Source organism: Saprospiraceae bacterium (assembly GCA_016709995.1).
In the GTDB taxonomy this organism is placed as follows: Bacteria; Bacteroidota; Bacteroidia; order Chitinophagales; family Saprospiraceae; genus JADJLQ01.
Genome location: JADJLQ010000001.1, coordinates 797,837 through 814,003, shown reverse-complemented (window position 1 = coordinate 814,003; position 16,167 = coordinate 797,837). Strand labels below are relative to the sequence as shown.

The window sequence follows — 16,167 nt, the reverse complement described above, 5'->3', positions numbered from 1 at the left end:
ATATTTACTGAAAACCATTTATACAATCAATACCAGAAAATATTAAACTACAAATTGATTATTTTCACCATTCAAACAAAAGTCATGAAATATATCATTTTGCTGGCAGTCTTAGGTTTATCATTTGGTCAATGCAAACCCATAGACAAACCATCCGTCGCAGGCCCTACTCTACTCCTTGATTCTGCTCAACGCCACAGTTCAGATCATGCCCTGGATGGCCTGGTTGCGATGGACGGGCTTGAAGTCACTCTATTCGCATCAGAACCCATGCTTCAAAACCCAACCAATATAGATATAGATCAACGGGGCAGAGTATATGTTTGCGAAGCTTATAATTACAGACCACAAATCTCCGGCATACCTACCAAATTTGAAGGAGACCGGATCATGATCCTGGAGGATAAAGATGGCGATGGAGTCGCCGATGAGTCTAAAGTATTTTACCAGGGTCCGGAGATCAATGCTCCCTTAGGGATCTGTGTCCTTGGCCGCCAGGTCATCGTATCCCAAAGCCCTTATGTTTGGCTCTTTACGGACACTGATGGAGATGACAAAGCCGACAAAAAAGAAATTCTTTTCCAGGGCATCGGAGGTATTCAGCACGACCATGCTGTCCACGCCTTTACCTTAGGACCGGATGGGCGGTTTTATTTTGCTATGGGAAATGAAGCCAGTACACTCTATGATAAAAATAATAGAATCATCTCCACCATATCTGGACAACCCATCGACAAAGCACATTTCAAACAAGGCCTGACCATTAGAGGTAATCTAGATGGCACCGGCATGGAAGTCATCGGACAAAATTTTAGAAATAATTATGAATGTACGGTGGACGCATATGGTAATGTATGGCAGACAGACAATGATGATGATGGCAACAAAGGCACGAGGTTTAATTTTATCCTCGAATATGGCAAATACGGCTATCGGGATGAATTGACTGATGCCGGCTGGAGGACCTTCAGGACCAACTGGGAAGACTCCATACCTCTCAGACACTGGCATCAGAATGATCCAGGAGTCATACCTAATCTTTTGAACCTCGGCTCAGGATCGCCTTGCGGTGTAGTCATCTATGAAAGTGATCTGATCCCTCAACTCAAAGGGACAGTACTACATGCAGAAGCGCTGCATCATGTGATCCGTTCTTATCAAACCAAAGTCTCTGGTGCAGGATATACGGCTGATATAAAAGAAGTACTCAAACATGAAACAGATGATTGGTTTAGACCGGTGGATATTTGTGTGGCGCCGGATGGGTCGCTCCTGGTCGCAGACTGGTATGATCCCGGTGTCGGTGGGCACTATGCAGGAGATCAGGTAAAAGGCCGGATCTACCGCATTGCACCGAAAGGACAAAAATATAAATTTGATGATATCGATTTTTCCAATGTAGAAGCATCCGTAAAAGCTTTGGCCAGTCCTAACCTAAGCATCAGAAGTCAGGCCCAATTATCCTTACGTAAAATCGTAGCCGGTGAGTCGTTGAAAGCTTTGGCACACCATACTGATCCTATACTCAAGGCTAGGGCATTGTGGATTCTCTCTGCTGAAAATGGCTCCTATATCGATACCGCTTTTAATGACCAAAACGAACAAATCAAAATCGCGGGTCTCAGAATGGCAAGACAACAAGGAGCTCCATATCTGATCAATTCGCTGGATCAATTATTGACACAAAATCTTTCGAGCGCTGTATGGAGAGAATGTGCTATATCGCTCGCCAACCTGGATGAAAAAACCATGGTGCCTTACTGGCTCCAACTTGCAGATAAGTATAGCGCTACGGATCGCTGGTACCTGGAGGCGTTGGGTATAGCAGGTGACCAACATTGGCAGTCGATCATACCTCAATGGCTGAAGCGACATCCTGATCCACTCTCCCAGGTGACCACTAAAGATATCCTATGGAGATCAAGAGCTTCTTTTTCATTGCCTTTTATGGCATCCATCGTCAGCAGTCAGGAACAACCCTTAAATGAAAAAATGAAATTTCTGCGAACCATGGAGTTTGTGACTTCGCCGGATAAAAACAAAACACTGATAGACATATTGACCAAAACCAAAGACACCACCATCGCTGAGCTCATCGTCAAATCACTCGACCCGGTTTTTGTCAACAAAGACAAAAGAACGATGCAAATTCTGAATCAATGGTTGGATAAATCTCAAGGATCAAATTATCTGGATTTGGTAGATAGATTCAATCCGGGCAACCAAGGGACCCGCTTGAGTCAATTGGTAACAGGAGATGACAATTCATTGAGGGTAAGGGCATGCAAGGCGATCATCAAAAGCCAGGGATTCAGCCACATTGAAAAACTATATTTCCCCGCTGATACCGTCACTAAAAAGCGCATCATTCAAGCTGTAGGTCCCATCGGCACAGAGCAATCTTTAAAGTTTTTGCACGAAATAGCTTTAAATAAAAATGAATCAATGGTTATTCATCAGGAAGCTTATCGTCAGCTGGGAAAAAGCGGGGGCGGTGAAGAATATGTGATTAAGTTATTGACCCAGGGGATGATCCCTAAAGAATATATTCCCTTTGCAGTAGAAGGTCCTGCTAATGCCTGGAGAAAGCCGATAAAAGAAAAAGCAAAAGAATATCTGGCTCAAAGTCAAGTAGATCTTCCTGTGTACAATACTGCTAATATCATTGCTCAATCCGGCAATGTAGAAAATGGCAAAGCAGTATTCCAGAAAACTTGTTCTACTTGCCACCAGGTACATAATGAAGGGGTGGCTTTTGGTCCGGGGCTAGACGAGATAGGTTCCAAATATGGCAAAGACGGCATTCTTACCTCTATCCTGGAACCCAGCAAAGCCATCAATTTTGGTTATGAAGGAGAACAGATCATCACTACCAATGGTGGCATCTATGTGGGCATCAAAATCAGCGAAACCAATGAAGCCATTGTCTTGAAATCTGTAGGTGGCCAGCAAGAATCTATTGATAAAAAAGAAATCAAAGAAAGGATTGCCATCAGACAGTCGCTGATGACACCCAATCTTTATCAAAATATGTCGGAACAAGAATTAGCGGACCTGGTAGAATATCTGGCTAGTCTGAAAAAAGTGATGTAGGCGAATTTATTTTGTAGCCTTACGTAATTTGGAATTCAATTTTAAGGAAATGATCCTGGAAAAATCTGTCAACCACTTACAAACCAGACAAATTTTTTAACATCAAACCCATCTCTTTGGAGTGGACCATCATTCTGACTAAATGCATAACTTCATGCTACATTAACCGTATAATTTTATGCGCAATATCTTTCGTGCCGTTGTTTACCTTTTTTTGTTAGCATCTTTTAGCCTTCATGGTCAATCAAAACCACCACTCGATCACACGGTATATGACAGTTGGCAAAAAATAAGCAATCATTGGTTGAGTCCTGATGGCCATTATTTGGCCTATACAGTCGATCCCCAGCAAGGAGATGGTATGCTGTATATAAAAAACCTTTTGACCAATAGACTGGATTCGTGTGCAAGGGGAACGGCTGCTGCATTTACTCCCGGCTCGACGCATGTGATCGTCAAAATAAAACCAGGTTACGAGGAAATACGGCAAGCTAAAATAGCCAAGAAAAAACCAGAGGATATGCCTAAGGATGCTCTATTGATCTTCGATCTTGTCCATCAAACTGATACTACCACTGCCAATGTCAAATCTTTTGCAGTCGCTGAAAAGGACAGAAACCTGGTAGTCTATCAATCTGAAAAAACAGCTATTGACACCAGCAAATCCAAAAAACCAGAAGCCAATGGAAAAGAAGGCAGCCCACTGACTATTCTATATCTTGATGAAAACAAATCGATCACCATACCTTATGTCACCGAATACAAACTGAGCAAATCAGGAAACAGCCTGGCGTTCGAGACTTCCGGGTCCCGCAAAGACAGTAGCCATCTGGTTGCGATCGTAGCTCGAATGAATCTACAAAATGTACAAGTGGATACGCTGGCCAGGGGATCGATTGGCGCCACCAAATATGCTTTTGATGAACAAGGTGATCAACTGGCATTTGTGGCTACACTTGATAGTAGCACAGCGCAGATCAAAAAACATCATCTCCGTTATCATCGTCCCGGCATGGATAGTGCCACCATTAAGGTCGCTCCGGGAGGCCCGGGCCTTCCTCCCGGCTGGCAGGTCAGCGAAAACAGCAATGTGCGGTTTAGTAAAAATGGACAAAGACTCTTATTCGGTACAGCTGAGATCCGGGCTGCAAAAGATACTTCAGTACCTGAATTTGAACAGGCCAAAGTAGATGTGTGGCACTACAATGATGACTATCTCCAACCGATGCAATTGACCAATTTGGATCGCGATCTGAAAAAAAACTACCTGGCGCTCATCGAAGGTGATCACACCATGGTACAAGTCAGTGATGAAGACCTGGAAAATGTGGTCTTGTCTGATGAAGAAAACGGCCGTTTCGCTTTAGGTCGTACAGACAAAGGTCAGCGAGTGGCTTTGCAATGGGAGGGCGATACCAAAGAAGATATATACCTGATCGATCTGCTCAGTGGCTCCAAGCAATTGATCAGAGATGACCTCGATGGCAATGTATCTATCAGCCCCGGAGGCAAATTCATCTTATGGTACGAAAATAAAACCAGGACCTATTTCGTGCATGATAATACTGCTGACAAATCCTATCCTATTACTAAACTGATCAAGACCTCCCTCGCCGATGAAGAAAATGATTCACCGGATGACCCCAGGGCATATGGTATCTGTGGTTGGAAAGCGGACGATCAAAAAGTATATATTTATGATCGATATGATATCTGGGAAGTAGATCCCAAAGGACTACAAGCACCTATCAATTTTACTAAAAATCTGGGACGGTCGACCAAAACGGAGCTAAGAGTGGTCAGGTTAGATCCTGAAGAACGATTTTTTACTTCCAATCAACGCCTTTTATTATCCGCACTTCAAGACAAGGACAAACAAAGAGGCTTTTATACTTCCATTATAGATCAAAATCAGTCTCCGGTTAAATCTGTGATCAGTGGACACTCCTACGGCTCTGTGATCAAAGCCAAATATGCAGCGACCCTGGCCTATACCAAGGGCAATTATGAGCATAGCCCTGATCTGTATACCAGCACTAATTTTACTGAAGAGACCAAACATACTGCGATCAATCCTCAGCAAGCAGGCTATAACTGGGGCACCGTGGATCTGATCCAATGGAAGACCTTAAAAGGAAAATCCACGAGCGGTCTGCTCTACAAACCCGAAGACTTCGACCCTTCCAAAAAATACCCTATGATAGTGTATTTTTATGAAAAGCTTTCGGATGGTCGATACACCTACCAGGCTCCTGCTCCTACACCGTCGCGACTGAATATATCCTATTTTGTAAGTAATGGTTACCTGGTGTTGGTTCCGGATATCGCATATGAGATAGGTCATCCCGGACCCAGTGCCTATGACCATATCGTTTCCGGAGTAGAGTATCTCAAAAAAAATCCCTGGGTAGATGCTGCTAATATCGGGTTGCAAGGGCAGTCCTGGGGCGGTTACCAGGCTTTGTATGTCATCACCCAAACCAACCTCTTTAAAGCCGCCTGGGCAGGTGCTCCGGTGGTCAATATGTTTAGTGCCTACGGTGGGATCCGCTGGGCAAGCGGCCTCAATCGACAAATGCAGTATGAAAAGACTCAAAGTCGCCTGGGAGCTACACCCTGGCAGCGGAGGGATCTTTATATCGAAAACTCACCTTTGTTTCACCTGCCCAAAATCACCACACCCCTGGCTATCATGGCCAATGATGCCGATGGAGCAGTACCATGGTACCAGGGCATAGAATTATTTACTGACATGCGGCGCCTTGGCAAGAAGGTATGGATGCTCAATTACAATGGGGAGGCACATAACCTGGTGGAGCGACGAAATCAAAAAGATATCTCGATCCGCGAAGCTCAGTTTTTTGATCATTTTCTCAAAAGTGCTCCAGCACCAAAATGGATAGAAAGCGGGGTAAAAGCGGTAGACAAAGGAAAAACCTGGGGCCTCGAAATCAAGAAAAGTTAACTTAATAAATGAATCCAATCATCCATGGAGCTTCAGAAGTTCTAAAGCTCCATTTAGATTTTATTGCATCAATTATTTACTTTTCAGCAGCGTCTTCATTGAATATGTCTTTGACACAAACATATTTTCCATCTCTTTTTTCAAAAATAGAAATATATTTTCCTGCAGTGACTTTACCAGAGGTGTTGGTGGAAGTACTTTTTCCAGTTTCAATGACACAAGCTCCAGCCACCATAATATCTTCAACGACAAACGCAATATTGGCCAGGGTCGAATCTTTGGCCATATTCATTTTAAGCCTGTTTAAGATATTGGCTTTACCCATGACTTTCGGTTCATTGTTAGGCATACTGATTGCATCTTCTGCATAATATGCCACCACAGCATCAGCATCTTTCGCCATCTCCGCTTTGGCGTAGGCGTCTTCTAATGCTTGTATCTCGGCTTTGACAGAAGCTGTATCCACCACCGGCATTTTTTCAGCAACTGGCGAGGTACAGGAATAAGAGCCAATTATAAATAAACCGGCAAGGATAAGGATTGATTTGAAATTCATAAAAAGTAGACTTTAAAAAATTGAAAGAATGATTTATAAGAAGCTATGGATAAAATAATTATTACAGCAATCGCAATAAGGATTAAAAGGATAGCTTAGGTTTTGCAAGAAGGTAACTTTGTCAAGATAGTAAAAATTTCTGACATCGGGCGTATCGCGCCTATCAGGTGAGCCCACACCTGACCGATGATATTACTTCATCACTCTTCTATGACCAGGTTGATGTCAATAGGATAACGGCCAAATTGCGCTCCATAGACTGCCAATCCCCCGCCATCCATAGACTCCAATTTTAGATGGAGAAGGCCCTGTCTTTTGCTATCTGCTAAAGTCGTTTTATCTAAAGGTACTTTGACCAGGTATCCATAAGTGCCAGCTTCCCGAAGTTTTTTATCCTGAAGCTGAGCATGCCAGGACAGGACTCCGAGGTGATCTGCAGGATCATCGGCCAGGGTGGTCGTCACTACTTTTTTACCATTGAGATAGATGGCTACGGTGGATGGGTGCAGATCATCATCGGTCATAGGATAGGCATTGGGGTTTTTAGACGGTGACACTTTGGAGCCCAACATATAATCCTGGTTATTATTAAACTCCTCACCCCGGTCTTTGTCGAGCAAAGGTTTGGAAGACAGCTCCATCACCAGGTAGCTGGATTTGATCTGGTCCGTCTTCAAATCCGGTGGTATGGTGATATCGTATTCAAAAAAACCTGCTCCTGCTCCATTTTCCTTTAACCCGTTGAGTACATCCCATTGTTTGAGACTCCACTGCTGTGCCTTAAAATCTCCGGGTTTGGTCGAGATGATCTGTTTGTGGGTTGGATTGTTTTTGGATTCGATGACATAATTGACAAAATTGCGATGCAAGACCTGCCCCTGACCGTTTTTAAGGGTGAGTCTCAGGGTAGCAAGACCAGGCACATCCGGCATTTTAATCGATAGCGGATCCAATGCTTTTTGATCCCAGGATGCAGCTGCAATCGTTTTTGAAGAAGATGATATAAGATTTGTCTGGGCTGCAGCATCAGTGGCTACCAATTCATAATCCAATTTAAGTGAACGATCATCGGTCATGCGTGTGAGCAAAAAAGCACCACCCAAGCCACCGATGATAGATGGAAGCCCAAATTTTAATAAGATCTTTTTATCAATGTTTTTATGTGTCAATAACAACTTGAACAGATTATTGATAAAATGGACTATGGCTGTCATCACAATCGCTTGTTCTATAGGGAACCATAAGGCAAAAACGACCAACAATATCGTACCCAAACCAAAGCCCGAATAGAAAGTAAGTATAGAGGCTCCAAAGCATACCAAAGCCAGGAGCACTGCCTTATAAATACTGAATTGAAAAATAAGTAATACGGCCATCATCCTCTACGAAGTTGAATTGGGTTTTTCAGATTTTAGTTCGCTGCGGAAGTCTTTTTTGGGTTTGATGATAAAGCGCAAGGCCTGATCATAGGAGATATAATTGGAGACCCAATTTATAAAAACAAAGATTTTATTGCGCACGCCCAATAATTGAAACAGATGAACAAATAACCAGATCAGCCAGGCAAAAAAGCCATAAAAAGAGATCCATCCAAACTCCGCGACGGCTTTATTGCGACCTATCGTAGCTAAGGTGCCCAAGTTACGATATTTAAATGGTCGCCATACATAGCCTGGTTTGTTTTTTCTTTTAAGATTGTAGGCCAGGTTGGCAGCTTGCTGGATAGCGGTTTGTGCCACCTGGGGATGACCCTGGGGGTACTTTAGCGATTCGTGATATGCCAGATCTCCCAGTACAAATATAGATGGGTGTCCGAGGACCTGGTTAAATTCATTGACTGATATTCTATTGTTTTTGGTGATGACTTCAACAGGCAGACCCGGGATAATTGCACCAGTGAGACCAGCGGTCCAGATCACATTTTTACTCATGATTTTGGATCCGTCTTGCAAGTATACAAAATCAGCATCCACATTGGATACCCTATTATTTTTAAGTACCATGACCCCCATCTTGCTGAGATAACGCTCGGCTACCTGGGATGATTTTAGTGACATCGTAGCCAGGACGCGACTGTTGGCCTCGATGAGGTAGATATCGACCTCTTTAGGATTGAGTTCATTATAATCCTTTGGCAGAATATACCGTTTCATCTCTGCCAGGGAACCGGCGAGCTCGACACCTGCCGGACCGCCGCCTATGATGACGATATCGACATAGCCTTGTTTTTTATCATTATCTTCCTCGACTAAAGCGGATTCGTAATGATCCAGGATGGTATTGCGCACTAACAGGGCCTCGGAGAGGGATTTTAAAGTCAGGGTGATTTGTTCAATGTTTTTATTGCCAAAAAAATTCGTCTTAGCTCCGGTCGCCAGCACCAGGTAATCATATTTGACACTGCCTATATCCGTAGTCAAGGTTTTTGCCACCGGATCTATAGCTAAGGCTTCTGCGATCCGAATAAATACTTTGGCATCTGATCTCAGTATTCTGCGCAAAGGAAAAGAGATGGTGCTGGGTTCCAAACCCGCCATAGCTACCTGGTAAAATAATGGCTGAAATTGATGATAATTGTTTTTATCGATCAATACGATTTGAAAGGGATGCTTGACCAATTTCCTGGCCAGCATGAGGCCGGCAAATCCTGCACCGATGATCACTATCCTGGGAAACTCACTTTGGGGAATGTTCACTTCATTTGGTTTGGAGCCTTTAAATTAATTTAAATTTTTTAGACTTGTATTTGCATGCGGAGCAGTCCAACTCTTCAAAAGGGGACCATAATCTAACAAAATAGAAATGGCATAGTTCAATAGCTCCCAGTTTTCCCTGACCAAAACCTTATTTTGCCAAAGTCAATAATTCGCCATGAGCCAACACCTTGTAATTTATAGCATGTTTTTCGGCCATAGACACAAATTCATCCGGCTCCACAGAGTTGAACTCAAACATATGGTAATGGCCGGGAATGGTCAGGCTGCTAGGCAATTGACTGGCTAGCCACACTGCTTCGGCTGCATTTAGATTACCTGCTACTCTGCGAGCCGGATCGGCTCCATTGATGGGAAGAAAACTGATATCAATGGCATAAGACTGGAGTATCTCGGCCATACCGGGGTACAAAACGGTGTCACCGCTGTGGTATAGTGTCCAAGGACCCAGGGAGATGATATAACCCAGGTATAATGCCTGGCCCAGCTCATCTTTCTCCAAAGACTCATGTGCTGCCGGCACTGCTATAATATATAGGTCTCCTGCCTGATACTTACTGCCGATATCCATCCCGATAGGTTTGGCCAGGGCACAGCTAGCGCGATCACTCGATATCTTCCGATGAGCCTCGGGTATGATCAAATCAGCCTGGGGATTATTTTTCAGTAATGGAGCCAAAGTCCCGGGATCCAGGTGGTCTGTATGGGCATGACTGGAGGTGATCAGGGAAATATTGGTGAGGAGCTCCGGACGCACCACCAATTCCGACATGCGGACATGGGGTTTGTCTGTATCCTGATATTTTTGACTGAGAGAATCAGATAAATAAGGGTCTAACAAGATCTGTAATCCATTCCAGGAGATCAGGTAACCGCTCTGGCCTAACCACCAGATATAGAGCTGATTTTGATCAGGTTGACGAGCATAGAGCTCTGCGATGAGTTCGTGATCTTTTTTGTAGGCCTGGATCATGATATTATGAGGACAAGCCCAGGGATTGTCTTACCTTTTTTGCGCCGAAAACCATATTTTGTAGTTTATGCCTGGAAGCCCAACGTGCTGTCTGGCTTAGTCCACAATCGGGAGCCACAGATAGATTTTCCGGATCTACATATTTTAATACCTGCCGGATACGATCGACTACATCCTCTACGGTCTCGATATAATAATTTTTGACATCAATGATGCCTGCCGCCACGCGCATTCTTTTGGCAAATTTGGCCAAGAGTTCTATTTCAGCAAATTCTCTATTGGCCATTTCGATATGTACTTCGTGTATGTCGAGCTCGAGAAAAGCCGGCAGCATCGGCTGGAGCGTTCTTTTACCGACAGGTCGTCCTTTAAAATTGCCAAAACAAAGATGGGTTGACAAAAAACATTTTCCTTTGATTGCCGCCACGGTGCGGTTAAAAATATCTACGAACCGCTCCGGATCTTCTTTGTAAGCATAGCAGCTCATAGAAGGTTCGTCTACCGTGATCTCCCGGCAGCCTGCTTTGACCAGGGCTTCCAGTTCATGGCTGACGATGGGTATCAGGGCTTCTGTCACTTCGTATCGGTCTTCGTAGATCCCATTGGGGTCGAGGCGACCACTGAGTGTATAAGGTCCCGGTATGCTGCATTTTAATACTTTGCCGGTATGAGCAGCTAGTTTGACTAACCGTTGGTATTCCCGGACGGCTCCGAGTCCGGTTTTGGCTTTGATGTCGCCAATCACTTTGTGTTTGCCCCGCTGGTCGTGCGCTGCGGGGCCCCATCGCCGCACTGGAACAGCTTCGCGTTCGATGCCCTCTAAGAATCCATAAAACGAAAGATTAAAATCGAGCCTGGTCTGCTCACCATCGCTGATCACATCCAGGTCAGCCTGCAACTGGTCCTGCACGGCTACCTGCACGGCATCATCGATCAATTCTTCGAGGTCAGACTTGCCAAACTCCGCCAGGTTTTTAGTAGCCAATTCTAACCAGGCTGGAAAAGGATAACTGCCGACTACGGTAGTCCGGATAGGTGGTATAGGTTGAATCATGGTAGCTGGATAGGGATTTTGTAATCAAATAAGGCGGCCATCCGGGTCGAGTGCTCATCGTACGCCTGGTTAAAGACTTGCTCCGCTTTCTCCTTGCCTACGAGGCAAGTGGCTACCAACGCTTTTGGCGGGCACCCGCGTAGAGTCAGGATATTGGCCAGCTCGGCTTTGAGGGTATTGATGAGCATGACGCTGCCGACGGTACTGCCCGGACTTACAGGCATATCCATACCCGGTATCCGGATCATGGCATCACCGGCGATGGCTCCATTGTCAAGTAGGAGATCGGCGAAATCATGCAGTTTTTTGCCGTCAGGCCGCTTGCTCTGACTGGCTGCCAGGTGCTCCCGTGTGACGATGGCTACTACTTTGATACCCTGGGACTGAAAAAGCTCGGCCAGCTCACAAGGCACGATATTGGTACCAGAGGAAGATATGATCAGGGCGGTGTCGATAGGTGATAGTTTAAAATTGCGGAGGATCTGTGCTGCCAAACCGGGCATGTTTTCGATATACATAGCCTGGCGTTGACCATTGGCCCCGGTCACGAGATTGTGAAAAGTCATCGACAGCTCAACGATCGGATTGAATCCTGCGAAGGAACCATATCGCGGCCACATCTCCTCCACCATGATCCTGCTATGACCTGACCCAAACACATGCACTACCCTGCCCTTCAATATGGACTCAGCAAACCAGGCAGCTGCCTGGCGAATGGCATCTTGCTGTGATTTGACCGTATCGATCATATGCAGGCAGCAGTCGAGATATTTTTCGGTCAAGGTCATGGCTTACGCTTTTCTTGCGCGAAGATAGCTGCTCCGATAGCACCTGACCAAGCTCCCATCATGGCTGTGACTATTTTAGTTCGTTTTCCTCCGGGTCGCCACTCATAAAGATCCAGGTATTCACCCAAAGGGTCCAACAATAGCTCACCCGCTTGCATGATGCCGCCACCGAGCACGACTACTTCCGGCGAGAGTACATTAGCATAGGACGCTATGGCGACCGCCAGGGCCTGGATACTATCCCTCCAGTATCCGATGGCTAGTGCGTCTCCAGCCTGGACATCTGCGACCAGCTCTTTGGTAGATTGATATTTATGGAGTGTGCGCTGACTCACTGTAGCATTGCCTATTGCATCCTCCAGGCTACCGATCATGCCGGTGATAGCCACCCGGTCACTACGCCTGTCTACAGATATATGTCCAAGGTGCCCTGCCACCTGCCTGTACCCGGTGTACAGTTCACCGCGGATCAGGATGCTACCTCCTACGCCGGTGCCCAGGGTGAGCATGATCGCGTGCGCGTATCCACGTGCAGCGCCCAGGCGTGACTCAGCGATCATGGCTGCATTGGCATCATTGAGCACCGAGGTCGTGGCCCCAAGGTAGTCTGACCAAATCAAACCCTCCAGTCCCAGTAGCCTGCCAGGCATATATAGGATACAATCATTGTGCTCAGCTGCTATACCCGGTGCTGATAGTCCGACGGTATATTGGTCGGAGCCAGCGCTCAGCTCTTGATACACTTTTATTACATTGGTCATCCAACGCCTTTCCTGGCCGGCGTCTTCCGTCGGATGGGAGGCCTGTCTGATGACTTGTCGCTCCTCGTTGAGGACTACTCCTTTTATTTCTGTAGCACCAAGGTCTATACCGATAAGCATGGGTTGAAATTATTGAAAATATTTTGGATGGTGGGTGGATTTGGAGTATCATTCTTATTGGGCCAATGCTGATATTGTGGCTCATATTGCACAATGGAAGCGTAGAGTCAGAGGATAAAGGAAATAAATTTTACCCTACCTTTGTTATTGAATAGGATAGTACGCATAAGCAAATTAAAATTATTTAAGAGCTAATATCTGAGTTATAGTATTTTATAATCAAGTCAAAGTATAATTTTTATCGTACCACCAAAATCTAAAGATATGATAGCAGTAAATCCAAAATATATCGTAGATAACGAAGGAAAAAAAATATCAGTAATACTCCCAATTAAGGATTTTAAAGCTATTATGGAGGAGTTGGATGAGTTGGAAGATATTAAGCTTTATGATGAAGCTAAAAAATCCAATGAGCCGTCAATTCCTATTGATAAAGCTTTTAAAAAGATTGAAGCCAAGCGCAAACGCGGGTAATGGTTTATCAGGTAACATTAAAGAAACGAGCCATCAAAGCTCTTGAAAAGTTCAACGAGCCTTATTATTCCGCCCTCAAACATGCTATTTATAGCCTTGCAGATACACCACGACCAAAAGGATACAAAAAGCTAAAAGGCAGGGATGGATATCGTATTCGTGTCGCAGATTATCGAATTATTTATGAAATTTTTGACCAAGTCCTCATGATTGATGTCATTGACCTTGGAAATAGGATGGATATTTATGGTTAGATCCTTTTATAATTTGGACATTTTCAAATTAGTTTTTCCTTTCTTATGAAATGAATTCTTTCATCAAATAATTCACAATTCATTCATAATCAATCATCAGATCGTTCATAGAAATTCTAATGAACGATCTCGGATTAATCCACTCTGCCAAAGGACATTACAAATTATAATTGAAGCGCACCACTACCCACCACCCTCACTCACACTCCATCCTCCATCCACCCCGATCACCTGACCGGTCACAAACCTGGACAAATCGCTCATAAAATACAAAGCTGCTCCCACTACATCCTCCGGACTACCTATCCTGCCACCATCCAGGGGTTGTTTGAGTCGGATATAGTCGAGTATGGTCTGATCTGTTTGAGCACGAAGTGACATATTGGTAGCTATGAGTCCGGGTGCAAGTACATTGATACGGATATTGTCTTTGGCATAATAGGCTGCAATGGATTTTGAAAATCCTTCAATGCCGGCTTTGGCTGCGGCATAGGCATGGGTAGCGAATAAATGAGGCGCCGGATGTGCTGCCAGGACAGACCCGGTATTGAGTATGGTGCCTCCACAGCGGTGATCTAACCAATATTGTATGATGGCCTGGTTGGAGAACATGACAGAGGTTAGGTTGAGGGTGAGTGTATAAGCCCAACCTTCTTCGGTCACAGCATGGAGGGGACCATCACCGTGCTTTCTACCTGAACCGCCGGCAATATGGTACCAGCCATCTATTTTACCCCAGGTGCGATGCGCTGACTGGATGACCTGGTGCAGGGCATCCTTGTGGGTACTGTTGGACTGAAGATAAAAGGATCCGGGTAGGTTTTCGGCAGGTGCCGCTTCCAGACCGGTATACATCACCTTTGCTCCCTGGTCGATAAAAGCTTTGACAGCAGCCAGGCCGATACCCCCACTACCTCCGATGATGACAATTTTTTTTCCTGATAACATCATTAAAATTGAATTCCATTTAAATCATTGAGGAAATTTATTTTTTTATTCTTCCATCATTTAAAAGCTACTAAATCACCATTGGCAGTATTAATATAAACCACTCCGGTTCTGGAAATAGCAGGACTGGAAAGTCCACCAATTGAAGTCGAGAACGTGGAGAAACTGCCTGACAGTGCATGATCCAGGGTAAAGATACCATTTGAATGAGCTGCGTAGATAAAATTGGAGGAAGCACTCGGAGAAGCCACCGTAGAGGAGGATAAATCAAATACTTTATCAGCTTTTTCAAAAGTGGAATTACTTTCAATAAGATATACATGTTTTTCGCCCGAAATCACGATATCTCCTCCCGGGAGGATGGCCGGCGAGGATAAAATGCTTTCTCCAAGACTTAAAGTCCTGAAATAATTGCCATTCCTGGCATGAAAAGAGATAATATTTCCATCCTGATCTCCAATGATCGTCTCCCCATTCAATTTAATTCCGGGCGAACCATAATTGACAGCATCCAATCCTGATTTTTTCCACAATAATACCAATTGATCAGATTCGCAAGACCATTGATAAGCCTGAAGTCCACATGCATTGAATGGAGTAACCAGAACCAAAGAACCTTCGGGGTCTTCGAGATATGCAAAAGTGGGATCCAGGGTCCACTCCCGAAGATGTATGCCATCTATCTCAAAATTATTTGGATTTAAATCCGGTACTAGTGCACTTAAGCCACCAGAAATCACCCCTAAAATAATCTTCCAGGTATCATCACCATGATTTTCCACATCTCCGGGGCAGGATATTTTTTCATTATGAATGATGCCGGATAAGTTTTTGAACACTAGTATGGAGGCTGCCAAAGTGCTATACCCGGGAGAAAATATATAAATATCATTCTTATACCGGTATGTTTTTGGGGGCGCCGTTGTAATCGTATTCTCAGGAAACTCGAATGATTTTACTAAGGTTAGTTTTAAGCCTGGTCTCAAAACATGCAGGGCGCTTTTATATTGTCTTGGCTCAGTACCAGCGATATATCGCAGAGAGGTCAGATAGATCATACCATCCTGGCCGTAAGTGGGTGAGGACAATTTTAGATCTGCACCCAATTCTACAGAATATCTCAAAGCTCCATCCGGATTAAAGCCAAATACCTTGCCATCAACAGTACTGACAAAAACTATTTCATCGGCGCCTATCATTGGGGAAGAAAAACCGGTAGATCCGATAGGCCTGCTCCATGCTATAGTGGTTTGAGTAGCGGGCACAGTCAGATGGTTCATAAATCCGGTATTATGGGCATCCCCATGAAACTGGAACCATCTTGCATCCCCATCGCCAGCACAAGAAATGACAAGGCTGCCTATTAATATAAGCAGACCTTTATTGAAATGACTGTTCAGTTTAACTCTCATAAGACCGTTTTGATAATAGTGTAATGAAAAGTTGAAATATTACTATTTACTCATT

The 16,167-nt window shown here is 44.5% G+C and carries 13 protein-coding genes; 4 read left to right on the top strand and 9 right to left on the bottom strand.

Annotation, left to right across the window (positions count from 1 at the left end; translation table 11 throughout):
• The first annotated feature begins 84 nt into the window (after positions 1-84).
• Both IPJ09_03420 and IPJ09_03415 read left to right on the top strand, forming a co-directional pair.
• Positions 85-3,093 carry a c-type cytochrome gene (locus IPJ09_03420; GenBank protein ID MBK7370483.1) on the top strand — a complete coding sequence of 1,003 codons (3,009 nt, stop codon included), beginning with the start codon at positions 85-87 and terminating at the stop codon, positions 3,091-3,093.
• A 178-nt stretch (positions 3,094-3,271) separates the two neighbouring features.
• Positions 3,272-6,058 carry a S9 family peptidase gene (locus IPJ09_03415; protein MBK7370482.1) on the top strand — a complete coding sequence of 929 codons (2,787 nt, stop codon included), beginning with the start codon at positions 3,272-3,274 and terminating at the stop codon, positions 6,056-6,058.
• A gap of 76 nt (positions 6,059-6,134) precedes the next feature.
• Here the strand turns inward: IPJ09_03415 and IPJ09_03410 are convergent, their stop codons facing one another.
• The 7 genes from IPJ09_03410 to IPJ09_03380 form a co-directional block, all read right to left on the bottom strand.
• Positions 6,135-6,614 carry a nuclear transport factor 2 family protein gene (locus tag IPJ09_03410; protein MBK7370481.1) on the bottom strand — a complete coding sequence of 160 codons (480 nt, stop codon included), beginning with the start codon at positions 6,612-6,614 and terminating at the stop codon, positions 6,135-6,137.
• A 200-nt stretch (positions 6,615-6,814) separates the two neighbouring features.
• Positions 6,815-7,993 (bottom strand): sulfite exporter TauE/SafE family protein, encoded by a 1,179-nt coding sequence (locus tag IPJ09_03405; protein ID MBK7370480.1) that lies wholly within the window; start codon positions 7,991-7,993, stop codon positions 6,815-6,817.
• A gap of 3 nt (positions 7,994-7,996) precedes the next feature.
• Positions 7,997-9,247, bottom strand: coding sequence for an NAD(P)/FAD-dependent oxidoreductase (locus IPJ09_03400; protein MBK7370479.1), 1,251 nt, complete (start codon positions 9,245-9,247; stop codon positions 7,997-7,999).
• A gap of 211 nt (positions 9,248-9,458) precedes the next feature.
• Positions 9,459-10,301: an MBL fold metallo-hydrolase gene (locus IPJ09_03395; protein ID MBK7370478.1), complete on the bottom strand. Its 843-nt coding sequence runs from the start codon at positions 10,299-10,301 to the stop codon at positions 9,459-9,461.
• Between the two features lie 4 nt (positions 10,302-10,305).
• A complete protein-coding gene (locus tag IPJ09_03390) occupies positions 10,306-11,352 on the bottom strand; it encodes a cobalamin-independent methionine synthase II family protein (GenBank protein MBK7370477.1) in 1,047 nt (348 codons plus the stop codon).
• Positions 11,352-12,143, bottom strand: a complete 792-nt coding sequence (locus IPJ09_03385; protein MBK7370476.1) for a sugar isomerase domain-containing protein — start codon at positions 12,141-12,143, stop codon at positions 11,352-11,354. Before IPJ09_03385 ends, IPJ09_03390 begins: the two co-directional genes overlap by 1 nt.
• Positions 12,140-13,024: an ROK family protein gene (locus IPJ09_03380; GenBank protein MBK7370475.1), complete on the bottom strand. Its 885-nt coding sequence runs from the start codon at positions 13,022-13,024 to the stop codon at positions 12,140-12,142. Before IPJ09_03380 ends, IPJ09_03385 begins: the two co-directional genes overlap by 4 nt.
• Positions 13,025-13,288: 264 nt before the next feature.
• Between IPJ09_03380 and IPJ09_03375 the strand changes: the two genes are divergently transcribed.
• Positions 13,289-13,498 carry a hypothetical protein gene (locus tag IPJ09_03375; GenBank protein MBK7370474.1) on the top strand — a complete coding sequence of 70 codons (210 nt, stop codon included), beginning with the start codon at positions 13,289-13,291 and terminating at the stop codon, positions 13,496-13,498.
• A complete protein-coding gene (locus IPJ09_03370) occupies positions 13,498-13,752 on the top strand; it encodes a type II toxin-antitoxin system RelE/ParE family toxin (protein MBK7370473.1) in 255 nt (84 codons plus the stop codon). The genes IPJ09_03375 and IPJ09_03370 overlap by 1 nt, the downstream gene beginning before the upstream one ends.
• A gap of 183 nt (positions 13,753-13,935) precedes the next feature.
• Here the strand turns inward: IPJ09_03370 and IPJ09_03365 are convergent, their stop codons facing one another.
• Complete coding sequence (locus tag IPJ09_03365) at positions 13,936-14,703, bottom strand: SDR family oxidoreductase (GenBank protein ID MBK7370472.1); 768 nt, start codon at positions 14,701-14,703, stop codon at positions 13,936-13,938.
• A gap of 53 nt (positions 14,704-14,756) precedes the next feature.
• Positions 14,757-16,112 (bottom strand): PQQ-like beta-propeller repeat protein, encoded by a 1,356-nt coding sequence (locus tag IPJ09_03360; protein MBK7370471.1) that lies wholly within the window; start codon positions 16,110-16,112, stop codon positions 14,757-14,759.
• Positions 16,113-16,167: the final 55 nt, after the last annotated feature.